This window comes from Agromyces sp. NPDC055661, assembly GCF_053618135.1.
Map to the genome: position 1 here is coordinate 1,172,081 of NZ_JBSHHC010000001.1, position 24,078 is coordinate 1,196,158.

The 24,078-nt window shown below is 73.1% G+C and carries 20 protein-coding genes; 3 read left to right on the forward strand and 17 right to left on the reverse strand.

From position 1 onward, the window contains the following. The first annotated feature begins 66 nt into the window (after window positions 1-66). On the forward strand, window positions 67-837 hold the full coding sequence (locus tag ACWGO8_RS05365) for an SGNH/GDSL hydrolase family protein (protein ID WP_452042077.1): 771 nt from the start codon (window positions 67-69) through the stop codon (window positions 835-837). A gap of 49 nt (window positions 838-886) precedes the next feature. On the opposite strand, the gene ACWGO8_RS05370 is transcribed toward ACWGO8_RS05365, so the two are convergent. From ACWGO8_RS05370 to ACWGO8_RS05425, 12 genes are all read right to left on the reverse strand, one after another. After that, entirely contained in the window at window positions 887-1,384 is a 498-nt protein-coding gene (locus ACWGO8_RS05370; RefSeq protein WP_452042078.1) for an FBP domain-containing protein, read from the reverse strand. Between the two features lie 50 nt (window positions 1,385-1,434). Further along, window positions 1,435-2,268: a hypothetical protein gene (locus tag ACWGO8_RS05375; protein ID WP_452042079.1), complete on the reverse strand. Its 834-nt coding sequence runs from the start codon at window positions 2,266-2,268 to the stop codon at window positions 1,435-1,437. 47 nt (window positions 2,269-2,315) lie between these two features. Further along, a complete protein-coding gene (locus tag ACWGO8_RS05380) occupies window positions 2,316-3,260 on the reverse strand; it encodes a bile acid:sodium symporter family protein (RefSeq protein ID WP_452042080.1) in 945 nt (314 codons plus the stop codon). Between the two features lie 59 nt (window positions 3,261-3,319). Beyond that, the gene (locus ACWGO8_RS05385) at window positions 3,320-4,660 is read right to left on the reverse strand and encodes an aminotransferase class V-fold PLP-dependent enzyme (RefSeq protein ID WP_452042081.1); all 1,341 of its coding nucleotides are present in this window, start codon (window positions 4,658-4,660) and stop codon (window positions 3,320-3,322) included. Between the two features lie 115 nt (window positions 4,661-4,775). Next, on the reverse strand, window positions 4,776-5,486 hold the full coding sequence (locus ACWGO8_RS05390) for an alkylhydroperoxidase domain protein (RefSeq protein WP_452042082.1): 711 nt from the start codon (window positions 5,484-5,486) through the stop codon (window positions 4,776-4,778). Then, the gene (locus ACWGO8_RS05395; RefSeq protein WP_452042083.1) at window positions 5,483-6,079 is read right to left on the reverse strand and encodes a CMD domain protein; all 597 of its coding nucleotides are present in this window, start codon (window positions 6,077-6,079) and stop codon (window positions 5,483-5,485) included. Before ACWGO8_RS05395 ends, ACWGO8_RS05390 begins: the two co-directional genes overlap by 4 nt. 66 nt (window positions 6,080-6,145) lie before the next feature. Continuing rightward, window positions 6,146-7,168: a putative FMN-dependent luciferase-like monooxygenase gene (locus ACWGO8_RS05400; RefSeq protein ID WP_452042084.1), complete on the reverse strand. Its 1,023-nt coding sequence runs from the start codon at window positions 7,166-7,168 to the stop codon at window positions 6,146-6,148. Then, window positions 7,165-8,799 (reverse strand): dipeptide ABC transporter ATP-binding protein, encoded by a 1,635-nt coding sequence (locus ACWGO8_RS05405; protein ID WP_452042085.1) that lies wholly within the window; start codon window positions 8,797-8,799, stop codon window positions 7,165-7,167. The genes ACWGO8_RS05400 and ACWGO8_RS05405 overlap by 4 nt, the downstream gene beginning before the upstream one ends. Then, window positions 8,796-9,641, reverse strand: coding sequence for an ABC transporter permease (locus tag ACWGO8_RS05410; protein WP_452042086.1), 846 nt, complete (start codon window positions 9,639-9,641; stop codon window positions 8,796-8,798). The genes ACWGO8_RS05405 and ACWGO8_RS05410 overlap by 4 nt, the downstream gene beginning before the upstream one ends. Window positions 9,642-9,763: 122 nt before the next feature. Continuing rightward, window positions 9,764-10,702, reverse strand: a complete 939-nt coding sequence (locus ACWGO8_RS05415) for an ABC transporter permease (protein ID WP_452042087.1) — start codon at window positions 10,700-10,702, stop codon at window positions 9,764-9,766. 138 nt (window positions 10,703-10,840) lie between these two features. Next, the gene (locus tag ACWGO8_RS05420; protein WP_452042088.1) at window positions 10,841-12,478 is read right to left on the reverse strand and encodes a TIGR04028 family ABC transporter substrate-binding protein; all 1,638 of its coding nucleotides are present in this window, start codon (window positions 12,476-12,478) and stop codon (window positions 10,841-10,843) included. Between the two features lie 68 nt (window positions 12,479-12,546). Then, on the reverse strand, window positions 12,547-14,001 hold the full coding sequence (locus tag ACWGO8_RS05425; RefSeq protein WP_452042089.1) for an NtaA/DmoA family FMN-dependent monooxygenase: 1,455 nt from the start codon (window positions 13,999-14,001) through the stop codon (window positions 12,547-12,549). A 224-nt stretch (window positions 14,002-14,225) separates the two neighbouring features. Here ACWGO8_RS05425 and ACWGO8_RS05430 point away from each other — a divergent pair, with 224 nt between their 5' ends. Then, a complete protein-coding gene (locus tag ACWGO8_RS05430) occupies window positions 14,226-15,992 on the forward strand; it encodes a stealth family protein (protein WP_452042090.1) in 1,767 nt (588 codons plus the stop codon). A gap of 171 nt (window positions 15,993-16,163) precedes the next feature. Here ACWGO8_RS05430 and ACWGO8_RS05435 read toward each other — a convergent pair whose 3' ends face one another. The 3 genes from ACWGO8_RS05435 to ACWGO8_RS05445 form a co-directional block, all read right to left on the reverse strand. Beyond that, window positions 16,164-17,108 carry a phosphodiesterase gene (locus tag ACWGO8_RS05435; protein WP_452042091.1) on the reverse strand — a complete coding sequence of 315 codons (945 nt, stop codon included), beginning with the start codon at window positions 17,106-17,108 and terminating at the stop codon, window positions 16,164-16,166. Window positions 17,109-17,243: 135 nt separating this feature from the next. After that, the gene (locus tag ACWGO8_RS05440; protein WP_452042092.1) at window positions 17,244-17,810 is read right to left on the reverse strand and encodes a hypothetical protein; all 567 of its coding nucleotides are present in this window, start codon (window positions 17,808-17,810) and stop codon (window positions 17,244-17,246) included. Between the two features lie 279 nt (window positions 17,811-18,089). After that, complete coding sequence (locus ACWGO8_RS05445; protein ID WP_452042093.1) at window positions 18,090-19,976, reverse strand: DEAD/DEAH box helicase; 1,887 nt, start codon at window positions 19,974-19,976, stop codon at window positions 18,090-18,092. A gap of 192 nt (window positions 19,977-20,168) precedes the next feature. On the opposite strand from ACWGO8_RS05445, the gene ACWGO8_RS05450 reads away from it, so the two are divergent. Beyond that, window positions 20,169-20,453 (forward strand): iron-sulfur cluster assembly accessory protein, encoded by a 285-nt coding sequence (locus ACWGO8_RS05450; RefSeq protein ID WP_376955774.1) that lies wholly within the window; start codon window positions 20,169-20,171, stop codon window positions 20,451-20,453. Between the two features lie 106 nt (window positions 20,454-20,559). On the opposite strand, the gene ACWGO8_RS05455 is transcribed toward ACWGO8_RS05450, so the two are convergent. Both ACWGO8_RS05455 and ACWGO8_RS05460 read right to left on the reverse strand, forming a co-directional pair. Further along, the gene (locus tag ACWGO8_RS05455; RefSeq protein WP_452042094.1) at window positions 20,560-21,561 is read right to left on the reverse strand and encodes an aldo/keto reductase; all 1,002 of its coding nucleotides are present in this window, start codon (window positions 21,559-21,561) and stop codon (window positions 20,560-20,562) included. Window positions 21,562-21,596: 35 nt separating this feature from the next. After that, window positions 21,597-23,954: a cellulase family glycosylhydrolase gene (locus ACWGO8_RS05460; protein WP_452042095.1), complete on the reverse strand. Its 2,358-nt coding sequence runs from the start codon at window positions 23,952-23,954 to the stop codon at window positions 21,597-21,599. Window positions 23,955-24,078 lie beyond the last annotated feature (124 nt).

Sequence of the window (24,078 nt, forward strand, 5' to 3'; positions counted from 1 at the left end):
GGCGCGCGACGCGAGGTCGTCGGCCACGAGCGGATGCCGCGGCATCCGTCGATTAGCGTTGAGCCCATGTTCCACTCCTACGCCGCGATCGGCGACAGCTTCACCGAGGGGGTCGGCGACGAGCTGCCCGACGGCAGCGTGCGCGGATGGGCCGACTTCGTCGCCATGGGGCTCGCGATCGCCGCGCGCGAGCCGATCGGCTACGCCAACCTGGCGATCCGCGGCCGCAAGCTCGGCCCGATCGTCGACGAGCAGCTCGAGGCGGCCATCGCGCTGCACCCCGAGGTCATCAGCTTCAACGGCGGCGGCAACGACATGCTGCGACCGCGCATGCCCGAGGAGCGCGTCGCCGACCGCTTCCGCCAGGCGGTGCACCGGATCCGCGAGGAGGGTATCCACGTGCTCATGCTGAGCGGCGCGAATCCCACCGACCACCTCCCGATGGGCCGTGTGTTCGATTCCCGCGGCGTGCGGCTCACGGCGGCGCTCGGCGACCTGGCCGAGCTCGACGGCGTGACGTTCGTCGACAACTTCAACGACCGCGGGCTCCGCGACATCCGCTACTGGTCGCCCGACAAGCTGCACCTCAACTCGCTCGGGCACGCCCGCGTCGCGAGCAATGTACTCACGGCCATCGGCGTCGCGACGCCCGAGGAGTGGGGCGTCGCCGAGGTCGCCGCCGCGCCGGCCGGCCCGCGCAGCCGCAACACGGCGGCGTACTATCGCGAGTTCGTCCTCCCGTGGATCGGGCGTCGCCTCACGGGGCGGTCGTCGGGCGACGGGCGCACGGCGAAGCGGCCCACGCTCGCGCCCTTGGCGCCGGATGCCGCGCACTGACGTGCGCTGACACGCACTCGAACGACGAGCGCCCGCGGCATCCGCTCGCTCAGGCGGCGCCGAGCACGTCGGCGACGAACGCGCGCGTGCGGCGGGCGAGGCCGTCGATGCGCTCGATCTCGCGCACGCTCGGCATCACCTCGGACGGCGCCGGCGGACGGCCGAGCCGTACGGTCTCCTGGCAGGCCAGGTCGCTGCACATGTAGGTGCCGATCGTGTCGCCCCGCTCCCCCGCGGCCCCGGCCTTGCGCGCCGAGAACAGCTCCACCTGGTCGCCGGGCTGCGCCGTGTGGCAGAGGTTGCAGATCGCGGCGCGGTGGCGCGAGCCGTTCGCGCCGGCCGCACGCAGCACGACGCCGACCGGCTCGCCGTCGAGCTCGGTGACGAGGTAGCCGCGGCCGGTGATCCGCGGATCGCGCCACGCGAACGCGTCGAGGTGCGCCCATTCGGTGAGGGGGAAGTCGTGCGGCAGGGACAGCTGCGCGAGTTCCGTGTCGCTGGCGTTGCCGAACGTCTCACGGATCTCGTTCTCGATCAGCGGCTGCATGCATCCCCTCCCGTGCGCCCCTCCCAGTGTACGAACCCCGCGCGCAGTGGTCAGGGCTCCACCGTCCACTCGATGTCGGTGGAGTCGGGGCCCCAGGTCACCACGACCTCGTCGCCCGGGCCGACCCGGCGCGGCCGCGCGCCGTCGCGGATGTCGTCGGCAGCGATGCGGCGGATGAGCCCGTTCGCCTGGAACTCGTCCAGCGTCGCGCACGACCGCTCCCAGTCGAAGAAGTACAGCCGCCGCGACAGCATGCACACGCCGTCGCCCTCGCGGAACACCCAGAACTCGTAGCCGAACGCCCGCCCGAGCGAGCGCAGCGTGGCCGCCTCGTCGGGTTGGAGCCGGGCCCCGGTGGCGACCTGGTCGACGACGTCGAGGTCGTCGGGCAGCAGCTCGTGCTCGAACACGCCGAGCCCGCGCGGCGGCGAGAGCGCGTCGCGCGCCGGGCCGACGAGCGCGATGGCCGTCGCGATGACGAGGACCGCCACGATCGCCGCGACGATGGCCTGGGTGCGGGTGGGCCGCCAGCGCGGCGGGGGCTCCTCGACGACGGGCGACGCGGTGGCCGTCGTGGTGGGGACCTCCCTGGACTCCGATGCGTCCTCGTCCGCGGCATCCGCTGCGAACGCATCGGCGGCTTCCCGACCGGCGGCGCCGGTCGTTCGAGTCGGGTCAGGCCGACGCTGCGCAGCGGGCGACGGGGTCGGAACGGATGCCGCGGGTTCCGGCGGCGCGGCGGCGCGCGCCCGTGCGGCGAGCTCGGCCTCGATCTCGGCGAGCTCCACCGCGGCGTCGCTCTGGGCTCCGTCGCGCGTGCCGTACACGATCCGCCGAAGCTCGTCGCGTCGGCGGTCAAGCGGATCCTCGTGCTCGATTCCCATGTCGTGTCCCGGCCTCCCCGCCGGGGGCGGCGCCCGTGCGCCGCAGGTCAGCGTTCGGGCGGCGTCACCCCCGCGGCATCCGTCGCCGGCTCGGCGGCGACCTCGACCGGCCTCGACCGCCCCTCGCCGTCGCGGCCGTCGCCGTCGCGACCGCGGATGAGGAAGCCGAAGCCGAGCGCCACGAAGAACATGAGCACCCCGTAGACCGCGGCCGGCAGGCTCATCTCGACGCTGCCGATCACGGTCTGCGCGATCACGATCGCGAGCGTGGCGTTGTGGATGCCGATCTCGAACGAGCTCGCGATCGACTGCGGGCGGTCGACCCGCAGCATCCGCGGCACGACGAAGCCGATTGTGAGGCTCAGCACGCAGAACAGCACCGTGATGCCCGCGAGCCGGCCGAAGTTCTCGAGGAGCAGCTCGAGGTTCGACACGATCGCCCCGGCGATGACGACGACGAGGATCACGATCGACGCGATGCGCACGGGCCGGTCCATGCGGTCGGCGAACGTCGGCTTCCACCAGCGGACGAGCATGCCCAGCACCACCGGGCCGAGCACGATCGCGAAGACCTCGATCGCCTTCGCGGGCTGAAGCCCGAGCGCCTCGTCGCCCGGCAGGAAGTAGGCGATCGCGAGGTTCGTGATGAGCGGCAGCGTGACGACGGCGATGACCGAGTTCAGCGCGGTGAGCGAGATGTTGAGCGCGACGTCGCCGCGGAACAGGTGGCTGTAGAGGTTGGCGGTGGTGCCGCCCGGCGATGCGGCGAGCAGCAGCATGCCGACCGCGAGCACGGGCGGCAGCTGGAACCACAGCACGAGGCCGAAGCAGAGCGCGGGCAGCACGAGCAGCTGGCAGAGCAGCGCGACGATGACCGCCTTCGGATGCCGGCCCACGCGCGCGAAGTCGCGCGGCGTCAGGGCGAGGCCCAGGCCGAACATGATGATGCCGAGGGCGACGGGCAATCCGATGGTGGTCAACGCTGATCCCATGCGGACAGTGTCGCTCATGCCGGGCCCGCGAGGGAATGGGCCCGTTCAGGGGGCAGCGCTCAGTCGAACGCGAGCCGCGGGCGGTCGTCGACCGCCGGACACCATCCGGCGGGCGTGCGCTCGTAGGCGTGCGCGGGGCCGTCGGCGACGAGGCGCGCGAGCGCGTCGAGGAACCGGTCGACGTCGTCGGCCGAGGAGCCTGCGCCGAGGCTGGCGCGCAGGCCGTTGGAGCGACGGGCGACCCGGTCGAAGAACGGGTGCGCGCAGAAGCGGCCCGCGCGCACCGAGATCCCGTGCTCCGCCGCGAGCGCTGCGGCGACGAGCCCCACCGAGCCGTCCACGACCTCGATGGTCGCGATGCCGAGGCGGTCGTCGGCGTCGGCGAAGCCGCGGATGACCCGGATGCCGCGCTGCCGGTCGAGGCCCTCGTGCAGGCGCGCCGTGAGCGCCTCCTCGTGGGCGCGCCGGGCCTCGTCGCCGAGCCGGTCGAGCTCGTCGAGCGCGCGGGCGATCGCGGCGATGCCGAGCACGTTGGGCGTGCCCGCCTCGTGCCTCTCGGGCCCGCGCTTCCACTCGGTCGCGTCGAGCCGCACGGACTCGACCGCGCCGCCGCCCGCGAGGTGGGCGGGTGCCGCGTCGAGCCAGTCGGCGCGTCCGACGAGCGCGCCCGAGCCGTAGGGCGCGTACGCCTTGTGCCCCGAGAAGGCGAGGTAGTCGATTCCGGATGCCGCGAGGTCGACCCTGCGGTGCGGCAGGAGCTGCGCGGCGTCGACCGCGAGCCGGGCGCCGTGCGCGTGCGCGAGGGCGGCGATCGCTTCGACGGGCAGGACCTCGCCCGTCACGTTCGAGGCGCCGGTGACCGAGACCAGCGCCGCCGGACGGGTCGCGAGCTCCGCGTCGAGCGCCTCGAGCGTCCCGGCGATCGTCGCGCGGCCGACCACGACCCGGCGCCCGCGCCAGGGCAGCAGGTTGGCGTGGTGCTCGATGTCGAGCACCACGGTCTCGCCGGGCACGGCGCCCGCGAGCAGGTTGAGCGCGTCGGTCGTGTTGCGCGTGAACACGACGAGGTCGTCGTCGCGGGCGCCGACGTGGCGCGCGACCGTGACGCGGGCGTCCTCGACGAGGGCGGTCGTGGCCTGCGACGGATAGCCGCTGCCGCGGTGCACGCTCGCGTAGTACGGCAGGACGCGCGCGACGTGCGCGGCGACCGCGTCGAATGCGGGCGCGGATGCCGCGACGTCGAGGTTCACGTGGCGCACCGTGCGTCCGCCGAGCACGGGCACCTCGAGGCCGGCGTCGGCCAGCGCGGCGAGCGGGCCGACCGCGGGGCGGGACGCGGCATCCGCCGGCCCCGCGGACGCAGCCGCGTGCGCGGGCGTGCGCACTTCGGTCGCGATCACGGCGGACTCCTCGGGGTGGGTTGGCGTCGAACGTACGGCCGGCGGTGGCGGCCCGCAACGGTGGGCGTCGCACGGTGTCATGCCGCGCAACATCCGGTAACGGAGCCGCCGCCCGTCAGCCCCCGACCTCGTCGGCCCGCGGCTGCTCGGGCTCGCCGAGCGACAGCATCAGCCGGTTCGCCCAGTTGAAGAACGCCGCCGAGTGGATCACGTCGGACACGGCCTGCTCGTCGAGCCCGGCCGCCCGCAGCGCGTCGAGGTGCTCGGGCGCGAGCCGCGAGGGCGTGGCCGCGAGCGCCACCGCCGCGTCGATGACGGCGCGCCAGACGGCGTCCTGCTCGGCGTCGACCCCGAGGTCGAGCAGCCGCTGCACGTCGTCGTGGCGCTTCGAGTGGTGCGTCGCGAACCGCGCGTGCACTGAGGCGCAGAAGATGCAGCCGTTGAAGCGGCTCGTCGCCGCGGCGGCGAGCTCGCGCTCAGCGCGCCCGAGTCCGTCGGCGGCGTTGTAGAAGATGTCCTTGTCGGTGAGCGTGCGCGCCCGCAGGATGTCGGGGTCGCGTACGAGCAGCCGGAAGTAGTCGCTCTTCGCGCGCGGGCGGTCGACGAGTCCGGCGTACTGGCGCTCGGTGAGCGTCGCCTCGTCGGCGGGCTCGAGCCAGGGCAGCCAGCCGAGGTCGTCCTGCGTGAAGGCGAGGGGCACGGCGCCGTCCTGAGCTCGTCGAAGGGATGCCCCGGGGTGCTCGAGGATGCGCACGGGCGCGTCGCCCGCGGCATCCGTCGTCGTGGTCGTGGCGGCGTCGTTCGTGGTCGTGCTCGTGTCGGTCATGCGGCGTCCTTCGTGGTGAGCAGGCGGAGCCCGGCCGCGACCCGCAGCTGGAACGCGAGGAACGAGACGAGCTGGGAGAGGGTGACGATGCCGGCGGTCGACCAGCCGGCGTCGGCGAGGGTCGCGAGGGCGACGGCCGACGACTCCCGCGGGCGGAAGACGAGCAGGTGGGCGTGCTCGAGCGCCGTTGAGAGGCGCTCGCCGAGCGCGGCGCGCTCCGCGTCGTCGAGCTCGAGGCGGAGGCCGGTCACGCTCTCGACGGCGAGCGGACCTTCCGCCGGGTACTCGCCGTACGGGCCGTCGGTGCGGGATGCCGCCGCGGCGTCCGCGACGGCGTCCGCGAGCGCGTCCCCGCCGGCGGAGCGGGTGAGCGCGCCGTAGTGGGCGGCGGCCACCTCGTCGTCGTGCAGGATCGCGACGAACTGCGCGACGGCCGCGCGCTCGGCGAAGCTCGCGTGCGCCTCGTCGATGTCGGTGAACAGGGCATCGTAGCTCGCCTGGGCGTTGTCGCGCGTGACGGGACGGTGGCGGCGCAGGGCGTCGACACTCCCGCCGGGTCGAACGCCGGCGAGCCGGTCGATGATGTCGGTCATCGGGGTTCCTTTCTATCGGTTCGTGGGGGTGGGTTTCGAGACGCGTCCGGCTCCGCCGGGCGCTCCTCAACCCACGGCGGCGGCGGTGGAGAGCGCCCGGCTCCCCCAGCCGAGCGCAGGGGCGACCTCCGTCGCGATGAGCTCGATCGACCGCAGCACGAGCTCGTGCGGCGGATCGACGGAGTGCACCTGGAACGCCACCTCGGTCGCCTCGGCGGCGGCGGAGTCGCGGGCGAGCGACTCGATCACCTCGACGGGGGTGCCGACGTGCGTGTCGTAGGTGGCGATGAGCTCGTCGAGCGTGTCGCCGATCGGCGGCTGCCCGGTACGCGCGAAGCCGACGGCCGCGCGGCAGAGTCCGAGCTCGGCCCAGTGGCGGGCCTCCTCGCGGGAGTCCGCCACGAACAGGGTGCGGGACGCGAGGATGCGCGGCGGCACGCCGGTCGGCAGCGCCTCCCGGTAGGCGTCGATGATGGGCAGCTGCAACTCCGAGAGCGTGCGGCGCGGGGCATCCCCCGGCCTCGGCTGGGTACGGGAGAGCAGGAGCCCGTGGCCGGCGCGCCCCGCGCGGGTGCCGCCGAACGACGAGAAGGTCGCCTGCCAGACCCGGCCGAGCAGGTCGCGGCCCGGCGGCTGCAGGTGGTTGGCGGGGTCCCCGAGCTCGCCGCCGGCGAGGGCGGCGACGAGCGCGTCGACCTTCTCGCCGAACACCCGCCCGCGGTCCTCCGAGCGCTCGCCGAACGCGAGGAACGACGCGGGCGTGGATCCAGAGCCGAGCCCGAGCTCGACGCGTCCGCCTGAGAGCAGGTCGAGCACGACCGCGTCCTCGGCGACGCGCACCGGATCCTCGAGCGGCAACGTCACGACGCCCGTGCCGAGCCGGATGCGGCTGGTCTGCGCCGCCGCGTGCGCCAGGAACACGAATGGCGACGGCAGCCCGCCCTCGGCCGCATGGAAGTGGTGCTGCGCCACCCACGCCGAGTCGAAGCCGTGCCGCTCGGCGTGCACGATCTGCTCGGTCGCGATGCGGTAGCGCTCGGCCGCCGGGGCGTCGTCGAGGAGCCGGGTGAAGAATCCGATGCGCGTCATGCCGTGACCTTCCGTCGGGGAACCGCGTCGAGCAGCTCCCGGGTGTACTCGTGCTTGGGCGACCGGAACACCTGCTCGGTCGGCCCCGACTCCACCACGCGGCCGCGACGCATCACCGACACCGAGTGGCTGATGCGGGCGACGACCGCGAGGTCGTGGGAGATGAAGAGGTAGCTGAGCCCGAGCTCGCCCTGCAGCTGCTCCAGCAGCTCGAGGATGCGGGCCTGCACCGTGACGTCGAGCGCCGAGACCGCCTCGTCGAGCACGACCAGCTCGGGTTCGAGCGCGAGCGCCCGGGCGATCGCGACCCGCTGCCGTTGGCCGCCCGAGAGCTCGCGCGGGCGGTGCCCGGCCAGGTGCGACGGCAGCGCGACCCGATCGATGAGCCGTCGCGCGGTCTCGGCCCGCGAGCGCCGGTCGCCGATCCCGAAGTTGCGCAGCGGCTCGGCCACGAGGTCGGCCACGGTGTGCCGTGGGTCCAGCGACGCGAACGGGTTCTGGTAGACGAGCTGCACACGGCGGCGGAACTCGCGCCGAGCGGCCCCGGTCAGCGCCGTGACGTCGGTGTCGCCCAGACGCACCGTCCCGGCATCCGGCGACACGAATCGTGTGACGATGCGCGCCGTGGTCGTCTTGCCCGACCCCGACTCGCCCACGATCGCGTGCGTCGTGCCGCGCACCACGTTGAACGACACGTCGTCGACGGCGCGGAACGGCTCGGCCCCGCGCTTCGTCGCGTAGGCCTTCACGAGCCCGGATGCCTCGAGCACGAACGGGTTCTCGGCCGCCGCCACGCTCGCGTCGCGCAGGTAGACGGGCGGTCGCGGACGACGGAACTCGGGCTCCTCGAGGCCGGGCGCATCGGCGAGCAGGCGGCGCGTGTACGCCTCGCGCGGGTCGTCGAGGAGCGCGCCGGTCGCGCCCTGCTCCACGATGCGGCCGTGCTGCATGACGACCACGCGCTCGGCACGTTCGGCGGCGACGCCGAGGTCATGGGTCACGAGCAGCACCGCGGTGCCGTGCTCGCGGCGCAGCTCGTCGATGAGGTCGAGGATGCGGCGCTGCACCGTCACGTCGAGCGCGCTCGTGGGCTCGTCGGCGATCACGAGCTCGGGCTCCAGCGCGACGGCCGAAGCGATGAGCACGCGCTGGCGCATGCCGCCCGAGAGCTCGTGCGGGTACTGCCGGGCCCGCAGCGCCGGATCGTCGATGCCGACCCGGTCGAGCAGCTCGAGCACGCGGCGGCGCACGTCGCGCCCGTCGCCCCGACGGTGGATGCGGAACGCCTCGCCGAGCTGCACGCCGATCGGGCGCACGGGATTCAACGACGAGACCGGGTCCTGCGGGATGTACCCGATGCGCACGCCGCGCACCGCCTGCAGGCGGCGGTCGCTCCAGCCCGAGATGTCGGTCCCCGAGAGCCGGATGCCGCCGCCCTCGACGGCCCCGCCTGCGGGGAGCAGCCCGAGCACCGCGCTCGCGGTCGTGGTCTTGCCCGACCCCGACTCGCCGACGAGCGCGACGACCTCGCCGCGGGCGACGTCGAACGACACGTCATGCACGACGCGGCTCGGGCCGGCCGACGTGCGGTACGCGACGTCGAGGTGCTCGAGCTCCAGGAGCGCGGTCATCGGTTCCTCCCCAGGGCGTGGCTGATGCGGTTGGCGGCGAGCACGACGACGACCACGACGAGGCCGGGCAGCACCGTGAGCCACCACGAGGTCGCGACGTAGTTGCGTCCCTCGGCGATGAGCAGGCCCCACTCCGGCGTCGGCGGCGGGGCGCCGTAGCCGAGGAAGCCGAGCGTCGAGATGGCGAGGATCGCCGTGCCGAACTGCAGCGCCGCGAGCGCGATCACCGCCGTGAGCGAGTTCGGCAGCACGTGCCGGAACAGCACCGCGGGCAGCCGCGCGCCCGAGCCGAACGCGGCCTCGACGAAGTCGGCCTGGCGAACGCGCACGACCTCCGATCGGGAGAGCCGCGCGAATGCGGCGATCGAGCCGATGCCGACCGCGATCGCGGCGTTCACCGTGCCGAAGCCGAGCAGGATGATGATGCTCAGCGAGAGCAGCAGCGCCGGGATCGCCAGGAGCACGTCGACGACGCGACCGATCACGGCGTCGACCGCGCCGCCGAGCGATCCGGCGAGCACGCCGAGCAGCGTGCCCCCGACGAGGCCCACTGTCACCGCGACGAACGCGCCCGAGAGCGAGTGCACCGCACCGTACACGACTCGCGCGTACAGATCGCGGCCGATCGCGTCGGTGCCGAACGGATGCGCCGCGCTCGGCGCCTGCAGCTTCTCGGCCGGCACGCCGGCGAGCGGGTCGGCGCCCGTGAACAGCCAGGGCACTACCGCCCACGCGATCGCGAGCACGATGACGGCCCACGCGAGCACGAGGTCAGGGCGGATGCCGCTGAGTCGCTGGCGCCACACCGCTGGTCGAGGAGCGGCGTCGGGGAGCGGCGACACGTCTCGAGACCCGGTGACCCGAGGCTGGGAGTCCGGTCTCGATATGCGTCCGCCTTCGGCGGGCGCTCCTCGACCACCGGGGACAGCCGGCTCCTCGACCAGGGGAGTGTCCACCGGCGCGCTCATGCCGCCACCGCCTTCCGCTTCAGCCGAGGATCGAGGGCCGGGTAGACGAGGTCGACCACAAGGTTCACCGCCACGAACACGAGCGCGGCGAGTACGACCACCGCCTGGAGCACGGCGACGTCCTGGTTGCGCACGGCCTCCTCGGTGAGGCGGCCGATGCCGGCGCGTCCGAACACGGTCTCGGTCACCACGGCGCCGCCGATGAGCTCGCCGATGAGCACGCCGGCGATCGTGATCGTCGGCAGCACCGCGTTGCGCGCGACATCCCGCCACAGCACCCAGCGTGGGCTCGCGCCCTTGGCGCGCACGACGGCGACGAACGGCGAGAGCTGCACGTCGTCGATCGAACGCACGAGCACCTGCGCGAGCGGGGCGGAGATCGGGATCGCCAGCGTGAGCACGGGGAGGATGAGCCCCTGCACCGGGTCGGCGCCGATCACGGGCACGAGCCGGAGCTGGAACGAGAACACCTGGATGAGCACGATGCCGAGCCAGAACACCGGCACCGACACGAACAGGCCGGGCAGGCTGCGCAGAAACGAACGCAGCCACGCGAACGGCGCGAGCGTCGAGAGCACCGCCAGCCCCACGGCGATCACGACCGCGACGAGGAACCCGAACCCGGCGAGCGCGAGCGTGCCCGGCAGGGCCGCGCCGATGAGGTCGTGCACCGCGGTGCCGTACTGCACGGAGTAGCCGAAGTCGCCGACGACGAATCCCGACAGGGTGTGCAGGAACTGCTCGATCACCGTGTTGTCGGCGCCGTACGAGGCCCGGATGTCCGCGATCTGCTCGGGGCTCAGGCCCAGCTCGGGGCTCTCGAACTTGATGAGGATCGCGTCGCCGGGCAGCGCCTGCAGCAGCACGAACGTCGCCGTGAACGCGACGGCGAGCACGATGAGCGCCTGGCCGGTGCGGCGGGCGAGGTACGTCATGGGGGTGCTCCTTCCTTGTGCGGGGCGGGTCGGTGATCGAGTAGCGCCGCCGCAGGCGACGCGTATCGAGATCCAGTCACCCGATCTCGATACGCGTCCGGCTCCGCCGGGCGCTACTCGATCACCGAGAGGTACCAGCTACTGCTGCTTCTCCACCCAGGTGTCGTAGAACAGCGGCCGCGCGACCGACTCCGTGCGGAACCCGTGCACGTACGACGCCGCGCCGTAGACCTGCGGCTCCTCGAAGAGCGGGATCACGTACGCCTGCTCGGTGAGGTAGTCCTGCACGGCGGCCGAGGCCTCGTCGCGCTTGGCGGGGTCGGGCTCCGAGGCCACGGCCTCGAGCAGGCGGTCGAGCTCGGCGTCGTCCGAGAGCAGCGTGTTGCGGTTCTTCGTGTGGTACTGGCTCTTGATCACGTCGTTGTCGGCGCGTCCGACCATCGAGTGGTAGAGCGGGGTCTTCAGCGGGTCGAGGATGTCCTCGGCGTAGCTGCCCGAGTCGGCGGCCTTCACGTTGAGCTCGACGCCGATCTCCTTGAGCTGCTGCGCCACGAGCTCGAGCGTCTGCTTCGAGAGCGGCTGCGGCTTCGCCTCGTAGACGGTGAGCGACAGGCGCTGCCCGTCCTTCGCGCGGATGCCGTCGGCGCCCTCGGTCCAGCCGGCCTCGTCGAGGAGCTCGGCCGACAGCTCGGGGTCGTACTCGAGCCCCTCGGACTCATCGACGTAGCCCTTCGCGGTGGCGGCGAGCTCCGAGGTGGCGACCGGGTAGTTCTCGGTGAAGATCGTGTCGACGACCTCCTGCGCGTCGACCCCGTGAACGAGCGCCTGGCGCACGCGGAGGTCGCTGAGCAGCGGGTTCGTGAACCGCAGGCCGAGCGAGTTGTTCACGCCGCGGGTCGGCGCGGCGATCACCTCGAAGCCGGCCCCCTCGACCTGCGCCTCGTCGAACGCCTGCACGTAGCGGATGACGTCGGCCTGGCCCGCGAGCAGCGACCCGATGCGGACGCTGTCCTCGGGCGTCACGACGACGTCGATCGCGTCCAGGTAGGCACGACCCTGGTGCTCGAACGACGGTGGAGCCCAGTCGTATTCCTCGCGCGCCTCGAGGTGGAGCGTCGTGCCGATCTCCTCCTCCGTCGCGACGAACGCGCCGCTGCCGACGATCGCCGCGGCGTTGCCCGCACCCCAGTCCTCGAGCTTGCGGTCGAGGGTGGCCGGCGAGACGAGCCCCGAGTTGATCGTCGAGGTGGCCTGCAGGAAGCCGGGTGCCGGCGCCGAGAACCGGAACGTGACGGTGTCGGCGTCGACGACCTCGCTCGAGGCGTAGTTGTTGATCGCCTCCGAGATGGTGAGGCCGAGGTCCTTGTTCCCCAGGCCGTAGGTGTCGAAGTTCTTCGCGACGGCGGCGGCGTCGAGCGGGGTGCCGTCGGAGAAGGTCACGTCGTCGCGCAGGTCGAACGTGTACTCCGTGGCATCCGCGTTGACCGTCCACTCGGTGGCGACCCAGGGCTCGATCTCGAGCGAGTCGGGGTCCTGCCACGTGAGGCGGGCGGTGAGGTTGTTGACGAGTCCGCCGTTCGGGTAGAAGCCGGCCTGCGGCGGGTAGAGCGTGGTGTAGGCCTGGTGCTCGAGGTAGGTGAGCGTGCCGCCCTCGACGGGGTCGCCGGCTGCGGCATCCGTCGACTGGGCCTGGCCGGCGCACGAGGCGAGCAGGGCCGCCGCGGCGAGCGCGGCCGTGCTCGCGAGGGCGAGGCGGGTGATGCGTGGCGTGGACATCTCGGTGATCTTTTCCTTCGGTCGGGAACGGTGCGGGGATGGCCCCGGGTGGGGGTTGGTCGTCGAAGCTACGGATGCCGCGCGGTGCGCTCAACCGCCCGATGACCCGCGCCGTCACGGCCGGTCACGGGCTGCAACCGCACGTCACCGTGGGCAACATGCACGTTGTCGGGACGGGTCAGTCCGAGGTGCTCACGCAGGGTCGAGCCCTCGTACTCGGTCGGGAACACGCCGCGTCGCTGCAGCTCGGGCACGACCCCGAGCGCGAACGCCTCGAACTGCGCGGGCTGCACGGCCGACAGCACGTTGAACCCGTCGACGGCGCCGGCCTCGGCCCACGTCTGGAACTCCTCGGCGATCTCGGCGGCCGTGCCGACGACCATCGACGCGTTGACGGATGCCGCGACGACGAGGTGCCGCAGGGTCGGCGGCCGCTCCCCCGAGGGGCTGCGCCCCGTGCGCTCGGCGACGATCTCGACCAGCTCCTGTCCGGCGGCGCTGAACTGCGCGACGAGCGCCGGGGTCACCGCGCGGTCGGGCGAGAGGCCCGACACGTCGACGCCGAGGAGGACCGAGAGCTGCGCGAGCGAGCGGTTCGCGGGGAACGCCTCGGGCGGCCCGTCGGGCCAGTCCTCGGCGATCTGCAGCAGCTCGCTGAGCTCGTCCGCGATGGCCTGCGCGTGCTCGCGTGTCTCGCCGACGATCGGCAGCACGGGTGCGATGACCTTGAGCGTGCGGTCGTCGCGCCCCGACTCGAAGGCGAGCGCACGCAGTTCCTCGCGGATGGCGATGCCGTGCTCGAGCCCCGAGACCGCGACGAGCGCGAGGTCGGCGTTCTGCGCGGCGAACAGGCGGGAGCGCGGCGAGGTGCCCGCGTGCACGATCGGGAGGTGTCCCTGCACCGGACGGGCGACGTTGAGCGGCCCGGTCACGCTGAGGTGCGCACCGTGGAAGTCGGTGGCGTGCAGGCGCGACGGATCGAGGTAGACGCCCGACGCGGCATCCGCCACGATCGCATCGTCCTCGAACGAGTCCCACAGGCGGCGCAGCACGAACTCGAACTCGACGGCGCGGTCGTACCGCGTGTCGTTCGCCTGGTGGTGGTCGCGCCCGTGATTGCCGGCGGCGCGAGGCTCCGCGCCCGTGACGAGGTTGAGGCCGGCGCGCCCGCCCGAGAGCAGGTCGATCGACGCCGTGGCGCGCGCGAGCGTGTAGGGGTCGGCGTAGGTCGTGTTGGCGGTGGCGATGAGCCCGATGCGGCTCGTGACGCCGGCCAGGTACGTGACCGCCGAGATCGGGTCGATCCGCGCGACGAGGTAGGGGTCGCGGAACTCCAGGTCGTGCCCGGTCGCGAGCCAGTCGCCGAAGAACAGGTAGTCGAGCCGCGCCGCCTCAGCGACTTCGGCCGCGCGTCGCAGCACCGCGGCGTCGCCGCGCGGGTCGCGGTGCGCACCGGGGTAGCGCCAGCCCGAGGGGTACGCGCCGATCGCGCGGACCATCGCGCCGATGATGAGTCGAGTCATGTGAGGACCTCCGATGGCCGACGCTAGGGAGGGTCGACGGATGCCGCGAGGGCACCCGTCACACGACGGAACCGGGTGCCACACGCCGACACCCTGCGTCACCGGGCGTCACCGCACAGGTCGCGGACGCCGTCACGGAACGACGCGATACACGTCCGGCTCCGCCTCGCTCCACTCGACGACCGCCTTGTCAAGCCGTCGCCGCCGGCGGCCTGCTCGATAGGATGGAAGTTCTCCCCCGCACGATTCCGTGCGATCAGCCGACCCCTGGAGGCCACCCGTCCGTGACGAGTCCCGACCGCGATCGATCCGCCGACCACCTCGACCACCCGGGCAGCTCGTTCGCGCGACGCGAGCCGACCTCGCCGCAGGTCCGGCTGGCGGATGCCTCGGAGCTCGTGCTCGTGGCCTCCTCGCCGCGCATCGCGCGGTTCGACCGCGACGACCTGGTGCTGCGCAAGGGCCAGTACGCGCTGCGCAACGGGCACATGACGCCCAGGCAGTCGATGGTCGAGGACCTGCGCGCGGTCGGTGACGCGCTCGACGCCGCAGGCATCGGCTACCTGCTCGTGCGCGGCAACGACGAGCGGCTCGTGATCGCGGTCGACCGGGCCGACCGCAAGGCCGTCGCGCGTGCGTTCGCCGAGGCATTCGCGAACGAGCCGTTCTACGCCGCGACGATCGCCCCCGAGCGCATCGCCGACGCCGACCCCGTGCTGCTCGCCGATGGAAAGCTCTCGGCGCACCGCAAGGCGAGCATCCTGCGCCTGTACCGGCCGCGCGTGGAGCCCGTCGGCCGCCTGCGCTACGGCCGCGAGACCGCCGTGCAGCTCGAGCTCTGGCGCTTCGGCGAGGACACCATCGAGGCGCCCGTCGAGAACGCGATCATGCGCCGCACCATGCCCCGCTCGGAGGCGGTGGACGACACCGTGCACCTGCACGGGCGCGACTGGCCGACGCTCGAGCACATGTTCGCGCCCCTCGCGAGCGACGTGGACTTCGACATCGACATGGTCTTCTCCTGGGTCGACGGCTCGAGCGACGAGTTCATCCGCGAGCGCGCGAAGCGCATGCAGAGCTACGTCGTCGGCGAGGGCGACGACTCCGAGGCGCGCTACCGCCAGATCGACGAGCTCAAGTACGCGCTGCGGTCGGTGCACCTGTTCGCCCCGTGGGTGCGACGCATCTTCATCGCGACCGACTCCCCCGCCCCGAGCTGGCTGGCGCGGCATCCGAAGGTCACCATCGTGCGCAGCGAGGAGATGTTCGGCGACACGTCGGTGCTGCCGACGCACAACTCGCACGCGGTCGAGAGCCAGCTGCACCGCATCGAGGGGCTCGCCGAGCACTTCCTGTACTCGAACGACGACATGTTCTTCGGGCGCCCGGTGTCGCCCGACCTGTTCTTCTCGCCCGGCGGCATCACGAAGTTCGTCGAGGCCACTACGCGCATCGGGCTCGGCGAGACGAACCCGACGCGCAGCGGGTTCGAGAACGCCGCGCGCGTGAACCGGGCGCTGCTGCGCGAGCGGTTCGGCAAGGTCACGACCCGGCACCTCGAGCACTGCGCGGCGCCGCTGCGCCGCAGCGTCATGGCCGACCTCGAGGCGACCTTCCCCGAGGACTTCCGGCGCACAGCCTCGAGCCGGTTCCGCGCGGCGACCGACATCTCGGTCACGAACTCGCTGTACCACTACTTCGCGCTGCTCACGGGTCGCGCGGTGGTGCAGACGGACGCGCGCGTGAAGTACGTCGAGACGACGCTGAAGCGCGCGCTGCCCGCGATGCGACGACTCCTCAAGCGCCGCGACATGGACATGTTCTGCCTCAACGACGGGAGCTTCCCCGAGATCTCGGTCGAGGAGCGCACGGCGGCGGTCATCGACTTCCTCGACCGCTACTTCCCGTTCCCGGCGCCGTGGGAGAAGGCGGCGGATGCCACGCCCGACGTCTCCGCCCCGGCCAGGCCGCTCCCGGAGCTCACGGCGTAGCACCCACCGGCCGCCGCCGCCCCGACCCCGTCTCGTCGAAGCCTGCGGACATACGATCGGGCGCGCCGCGCATGGGCACCGCTCGGCGGCGCGTCGGATCGTATATCCGCCACGTTCGACGTGACGAGACCGGCCGGGCAGCAGGACGACCGCGAGATTCGGTCGGAGGGATCAGCCCGCCATCACCGGGATCGGCATCGTGAACGGCGGCTCCTTCGGGGCCGCGGGCGTCGCGGCATCCGGGATCACGATGCCGTCGGCGGCCAGGCGCCGCGCGCTCTCGGCGGCGTCGATCCAGTCGAGCGCGGGGAACGACCCGAGCGGCACGACCGAGTGCAGCACCGTCGACGGGTACACGTGCACGAGGTTGAACGCCCGCGCGCCGTCGCGTCCGCGCGTGCCGCCGACGGGCACGTTGAGGTCCTGCGTGTAGCAGCTCGCCGACGCGACGGACACGGGCACGCCCGCGAACGTCGCGGTCGACGAGTAGTGCAAGTGCCCGGCGATGATCGAGCGGATGTCGCTGCCCTCGACGACCTCGGCGAGGCCGGCCTGGTCGCGCAGCTCCACCGAGACCGCGAGGTCGAGCACGCTCGGCACGGGCGGGTGGTGCATCGCGAGGATCGTGCCGTGCGGCGCCGGGATCGAGAGCTCCTCGGCGAGCCAGTCGAGCTGGGCGGGCGTCACGTCGCCGTGGTGGTGTCCGGGCACCGTCGAGTCGAGCGTGATGACCCGCAGCCCGTTCACGTCGTCGACCCGATCGACAGGTCGTGAACCGCCGAGGTCGTCGTCGAGCAGGCCGCGACGGAACGCCGTGCGGTCGTCGTGGTTGCCCATCACCCAGATCACTCGGGCCCCGAGCCGCTCGGCGACGGGCTCGACGACGCGGCGCAGCCGGGCGTACGCGTCTGGCTCGCCGAGGTCGGCGAGGTCGCCCGTGAACACGATCGCCTCGGGCCGGCCGCCGGATGCCTCGAACTCCGCGAAGAGGGTCTGCAGGTGCTGCTCGCTCGCGACCCGGTCGTAGAGGCGGCCTCCGCCGGCGAGCAGGTGCGTGTCGCTGATGTGGAGGAGGAAATGGTCCGGCCGGGGGTACTCGGCCGTGCGAATGGTCACTGGGGTTCCCATCGTTCGGTGGTGACGCGCAGCGCTGGACGTCGCGCTCAACCTACCCGAACACGGGAATCTGAACGCCCCATGAACGGGGAGTGTGATGAAGCCGAAACCGGAGGCGCGGGCGCGCGACCGGCGTCAGGGCTTGACGGGCTTCTTCGTCTGACCGGGCGCGGTCGCCTTGCCGCGCGGCTCGTCAGGCTCGGGCTCCGCGGTCGGCTCGACCGGGTCCTCGACGGGCGGTTCATCCGCGGCGGGCTCGTCCCCGACGCCCGGCTCAGGTCCGACGGTCGGCCCCGGCGTCGCCGGGACGAGGTGCTGCTCGGGCCCGGGGCTCGGCAGGATCGGCGCGTAGGTGCCCGGCTCCCCCGTCTGCGTCGAGGTGGGGCGGACGCCCTCGACCACGCTCGCCACCTCGTCGTCGGGCGAGACGCCGCCGCGCGCGATGGAGATGAGCGCCACCGCGCCGCCGATCATGATGACGGTCGCCGCCGTCGCGGAGATGACGAGCACGTGCAGGCGCCGCTCGAACAGCCACTCCGCCGCCGCGGCGATGCGGGGTTCAGCGGATGCCACGAGGGGCGCAGCGACCGCCGCGACCTTCGCGCGCCAGCCGTCGCCGGCCACCGGCGCAGGCCGCCGCGCGTGCCGACCGCGGGGTCGGCGCATCGGCTCCTCGGGTTGCTGCTGCTCACCGTCGGTCATGCGTCACCTCCCCTCATGCGCACGGCGCGCCTCCCCATTCGGGGGGCGTCGCCCATACGAGGATAGGCGGACGCCACAGGCGACTCCACCCGGTACGGACGGCTGGCCGGACCGTCGTCCCCCACCCTCACGCCCGCGCCTGGGTGTTGCCGGATTCGGTGTTCCGCCGGGACACGCCCACTCCGACGGCACGACGCGCCGCCCCGCGCCGGAAACACCGAATCCGGCAACAGGGCAGGGCGAGCACGACGGGAGCGAGCTGGGCCACCGGTGGACGCGTCAGGAGCGGTGCCGGGGCTTCCGGAACGGCTTGTCCGACGGCGCGTCGTCGCCGTCGCGACGACGGCGGTCCGACGGTCCTCCGTCCGCGTCACGGCGGCGGGTGCCGCGCGCGGGTCCGCCGTCTCCGTCGCGACGTCGGCGCGGCCCACCGGTGTCGAGGCGGAGCTCGATCAGCCGGCCGGAGATCCGGGTGCCGTCGAGCCGTTCGAGGGTCTCACGCGGCAGGTCGGCCGGGAGCTCGACGAGCGAGAACTCGGGACGGATCTGGATCGCGCCGAAGTCCTCGCGACTGAGGCCGCCCTCGTTCGCGAGCGCGCCGACGATCTGGCGGGGCTCGACCTTGTGGCGGCGACCCACGGCGATGCGGTACGTCGCCATTCCCGTGTCGCCACGGCGCCCGCGCGGACCGCGACTGCCGTCGTCCTCCCGCCCGTCGCGGTCGTCCCGATCCCATCGCCCGGCCCGACCGTCGCGGTCGTCTCGTTCCCGGCGGGGGGCCCGCTCGGCGCGGGCCGGACGCTCGGGCTCGGGCTCCATGAGCAGCGGCGTCTCGCCCTGTGCGACCACGGCGAGCGCGGCGGCCACGTCGACCTCCGGCACGTCGTGGTGCCGCACGTAGTGGGCGATGATGTCGCGGAACCCCTCGATGCGCTCGGATGCCTCGAGCGCCTCCGTGATCCGGTCGTCGAACCGGGCGAGCCGCGTGACGTTGACCTCGTCGACGCTCGGCAGCTGCATCTGCACGAGCGGCTGGCGCGTGGCCTTCTCGATGCGGGCGAGCAGGCCACGCTCGCGCGGGGTCACGAAGCTGATCGCGTCGCCGGTGCGTCCGGCGCGTCCGGTGCGGCCGATGCGGTGCACGTACGGCTCGCTGTCGGTGGGGATGTCGAAGTTCACCACGTGGCTGATGCGCTCGACGTCGAGGCCGCGCGCCGCGACATCCGTGGCCACCAGGATGTCGAGCTTGCCCGACTTCAGCTGGTTGACCGTGCGCTCGCGCTGCACCTGGTTGATGTCGCCGTTGATCGCGGCGGCCGAGAAGCCTCGGGCGCGCAGCCGCTCGGCCAGCTCCTCGGTGACGTTCTTCGTGCGGACGAACACGATCATGCCCTCGAAGTTCTCGGTCTCGAGGAGGCGGGTGAGCGCGTCGACCTTCTGCGCGTACGAGACGACGAGGTAGCGCTGGGTGATGTTCGCCGACGTCTGCGTCTTGGTCTTGACGGTGATCTCGGCGGGGTCGTGCAGGTACTGCTTCGACATGCGGCGGATGGCGGCCGGCATCGTGGCGGAGAACAGCGCGACCTGCTTGTCGTCGGGCGTGTCGGCGAGGATCGTCTCGACGTCCTCCGCGAAGCCCATCTTCAGCATCTCGTCGGCCTCGTCGAGCACGAGGTACTTCAGCTCCGACAGGTCGAGCGTGCCCTTGTCGAGGTGGTCCATGATGCGGCCCGGAGTGCCGACGACGATGTGCACGCCGCGGCGCAACGCGGAGAGCTGCACGCCGTAGCCCTGCCCGCCGTAGACGGGCAGGATGTGCACGTCGCGCAGGTGCGCGGCGTACCGCTCGAACGCCTCGCAGACCTGCAGGGCGAGCTCGCGGGTCGGCGCGAGCACGAGCGCCTGGGGCGTCTTCTGCGACAGGTCGAGGCGCGCGAGGATCGGCAACGCGAACGCGGCCGTCTTGCCCGTGCCGGTCTGCGCGAGGCCCACGACGTCGCGCCCGTCGAGCAGCGTCGGGATCGTCGCGGCCTGGATCGCAGAGGGCGTCTCGTAGCCGACGTCGTCGAGCGCCTTGAGCACCGGGCCCTCGAGTCCGAGGTCGGAGAACGTCGTGGCGGGCTCCTCCGGAGCCTCGACCTCGACCGGGGCGTCGCCTGAAGTCACGCTTCAGGGTAGTCCGCGCGGCTGGGAGGCGTCACGGGTCCGACGTTCGGTCGCGCGCCGAGGGAGCACCCGGACGGGCGCGGTGGACGGTCGAGGGGCGCCCAGTGTGCGGCATCCGCTCATGGATCGCAAGGGGTCGCGGGTGGCCGCGGCATCCGGAATGGTGGACGGTTCGTGATCGAAGGAGGAACGATGCTCACCCTGACCGACACCGCCACCACCGTCGTCGAGGAGATCGTGCGCCGCAACGATGAGACCGAGCGGGCCGGACTGCGGATCGAGGCCGAGAACCCGGATGCCACGGACTTCGGCGTGTCGATCGTGCCGCTGCCGAAGCCGCGCGACGCCATCGTCGAGCAGGGCGGCGCCCGCGTCTACCTCGACGAGAGCGCCACCGCGGCGCTCGGCGACAAGACGCTCGACGCCCGGGTGGATGAGGACGGCCGCGTGGCCTTCGACATCCTGCCGCAGGTGTGACCCGACCGGTCCGGCGCCCTGCCGCAGATCGGACCGTGCCACGGCGACGGCGCTCCGCTTCGGCGGAGCGCCGTCGTCGCGTTCGCGCCCGTCGTCGCGTCCGCCGTCACGTCCAGGCGCGGGCGCTGCGGGCGGCCCAGTAGGCGGCCGGATCTTCGGCGAGTGCCGCGAGCTCCGCGGCATCCGTCGTCGCCCCGACCGGCGCTCGCGAGGCGAGGTTCGAGGCGAGCTGCTGCTCGGTGACCGCGCCCGAGAGCACGACGTCGCTCCACGGCTGCGCGCGGGCGATGCCGATCGCGAAGGCGTCGAGCGCCTGCCCGTCGGCGTCAGCGAGGGCGGCGGCGCGAGGCTCGACACCCGCTGACGTGAGCCGGCCGTTCGCGACGGCCTCCTTCACGACGACCAGCCAGCCGGCGCCGTGCGCCCGCGCGAGCGCCGGCGCGGCCGAGGGCTCGAGCAGGTTCCAGGTGGCCTGCACGGCCGAGAACGGCGAGTCGGGAAGCGCCCGCGCCGCGTCGAGTGCGGCGCCCTGTCCGGGTCCGCTCGTCGAGACGCCGATGCGCACGCCGGATGCCGCGAGCTCGCGCAGGCGGTCGAGCAGCGGGTCATCGGCGAGCGCCGGGCTGTCGGGCGTGAGCGAGTGCACGAGGTACACGTCGGGCGGCCCGCCGAGCGCCGCGAGCGTCTCGGGCCACTGCCGCTCGAGCATCCCGAGCGAGTGCTCCTTCCGCTCGTGCACCTCGGCGTCCATGCGCCAGCCGCCGACGTAGGCGTAGCCCCACTTCGACTCGATCGTCAGCTCCGCGCGACGCTCCGGATGTGCCGCGAGCCACGACCCCAGGAACTTCTCGGCACGCCCGTACGATCGCGCCGCATCGAAGAAGCGGATGCCGCGCGCCCACGCCGCGTCGAGCAGGTCGTGCGCGCGCCCGCGCATCGCGTCGACGCTGCGGTCGTCGTCGAGGTCGGCGTTGCGCCCCGTCGTGATGTAGGCGGGGCGGCCGATCGCGGCCAGGCCGAGACCGAGCGGCGCGAGGGTGAGGTCGTGGTCGGGACCGAACTCGATCCCCGGCTCGCTCGCCGGCTCGGTCGGAGGTCGGTCGTCCACGAGACGTCAGCCTACGCGCGCGGCGGAACCGCCCGTCATCCGGCCGTGAGCGCGTACTCGCCGTCCACGCACCCGGTGACCGTCCAACCGCCGGGCACCTCGGTCAGCTCGACCTCCGTGATGCCCTCGGCCCGCAGGTCGGGCTTCACCGAGCCGGGCACCCACACCCGGAGCCCGCAGCCCTCGCCGTCGGCCGTGCCCGCGAGCGCGAACTCCGCGCCGTCGGCGGTGAGCGCGGTGAGCTCGCCCGGCGCGGACTGCGGGTAGGCGCGGCTCAGGATCTCGAGGAGGTCGGCGCGCGGCGCGGCATCCTCGCCCGTCTCGCAGTCCTGGCGCATGAGCCCGTCGCCGATCGGCCCGATGCCGTTCTGCGGGTCGCCGCAGGCCTGCTTCCACACCCAGTAGGCGCTGCCGAGGCCGTAGGCGTCCTCGGTCGCCGCGTAGCGCTCGAGCCGTGCGACGCGGTCGGCGTCATCGCCCCAGTAGCCGTACTCCCCCGACCACAGCGGGGCGCCGTACGAGTCCGCCACGCGCTGCGCGAGCTCGAACTGGCGCTCCATGCCCACGATCGGCGGCAGCCCGAGCGAGCGGTCCATCGTGATCGACTCGGCGTAGAGGTGCGGCGAGAACACGATGTTGTCGTCGTCGGTGAAGCCGGGCGGCGGACCGCTGTCGAAGCCGAGCCCCGACCAGAGGATGCTCGGCTCCACGAACACGATCTGCGGCGCCCCGGCCGCACGGATCGCCTCGATCGCCCGGTCGTAGAACCGCCCGAGCTGGTACGACGTGGTGACGGGGGCGGTCTCGCCGAAGCCGGGCTCGTTGAGCAGGTCGAAGCCCGCCACCGTCGGGTCGTCGCGGAACTCCGCAGCGAGCCGTCCCCACGTCTCGACGAGTGCTGCCTGCACGCCGTCGGTGTCGAAGTAGAAGTTCTGGAAGGCGCGGTTGCCGGCCGGCGAGATGTCGCGTCCCTCGAACTGGCATCGCGGCGCGGCATCCGTGATCGTCGCCCACTCGGGCGCACCGTCGTAGCCCCACATCGGGCTCGTGCCCGCGCGGCACTCGGCACCCTCGGGGGTCGCGCCGTTCCACCAGCCGTCCTGGTGCATGTCGAGCACGACGTACACGCCGTGGTCATCCGCCCACTCGACGGCTTCGTGGATCCGGTCGAGGTAGGCCTCGTCGAGCTCGCCGCGCTCGGGCTCGAGCGCCGACCACGACACGTTGAGGCGGATCACGTCGAACCCCTGCGCGGCGATGCCCGCGACGTCGTCCCCCGTGAACGGCCGCGTCGCCGGCACGTCGGGCTGCGGCTGGTAGAAGTCCACCAGCTGGTTGACGTTGACGCCGCGCAGCAGCACCTGGTTGCCCTCGCCGTCGGTGATGCGGCGGCCCTCGGCGCGGAGGAAGGCGTCGGGCACGGCGCCGGCGTCGGCAGGGGCTGCGGCCGCTGCGTCTCCCTCGGATGCGACCGCGGCGCTGAGCGACGGCATGGCGATCGCAGCGACGAGCGCAACCACGGCGGCCGCGGCAGCGGCGATCTTCGGCACGCGCGCGGCGCGACCCTCAGCGAGCCGGTCGGCGACGACGGCCGCGACGCCGACCGTCCACCCGAGGCACGCACCGAACGAGAGTCCGTCGGCGACGGTGACGTAGGCCGACATCAGCGGCCAGAGGTCGCCGCGCACGCCCCCCTCGACCGCGAACGCGACGACGGCCTGCACGAGGCCCACCAGTCCGCCCGCGACGATCGCGGCGAGCCATCCGCCGAGGACTCCACGGACGCGCGGGCGCATCCAGCGCAGGCAGAGCCAGGCGGCGCCGGCGAGCAGCAGCATCCCGAGGATCACCGAGACGGCGCCGCGGTCGGGGCGCGCGGCCGGCACGCCCGGTGCGTACACGGCCCCGGTCCACCACACGCCGGCGACGAACGGCGCGATGGCCGCGAACAGGACCGCCGGCACCCAGACCGAGCCCCGCGCCTCGACGCGTCGCTCGACGGGTCCGCCGAACCAGCGCGCCACGGCGGCGACGACGAGCGCGACCGGCACGGCCTTCGCCGTGACGTACCCCGCCGCCCAGGCTGCGGTCGCGGCATCCCACGTCATCGCCAGGCAGGCGGCGGCCTGCGCCAGCATCACCGCGAGCACGATGCCAGGGACGAGCGTCCAGTACCGATCGCCCGCACACGCGGCCACCCACCAGGTGACGGCGAGCAGCACCGGCACGAACACCGCGATCGTGGCGAACGGCCAGAGCCCGGCCTCGAGGCGCGGCAGCGCGCCCGACCAGCCGACGAGCGCGAGCAGCCCCGTCGGGTCGAGGAAGGCCTGGACGACGACGAGGACGAGCATGGTGCAGAGCGCGACGAGGGGGCGTCGAACGCGGGTCATCGGCACTCCATCGTGTCAACGGGCGGTGCTGGGGGCCAGCACAGCATCCGCGATCGCCCACTGCTTGTCAATTCGCGCATTCGGGGGTGCACCAGGCCTCCGAGCCGGCGGATGCCGCGGCGCC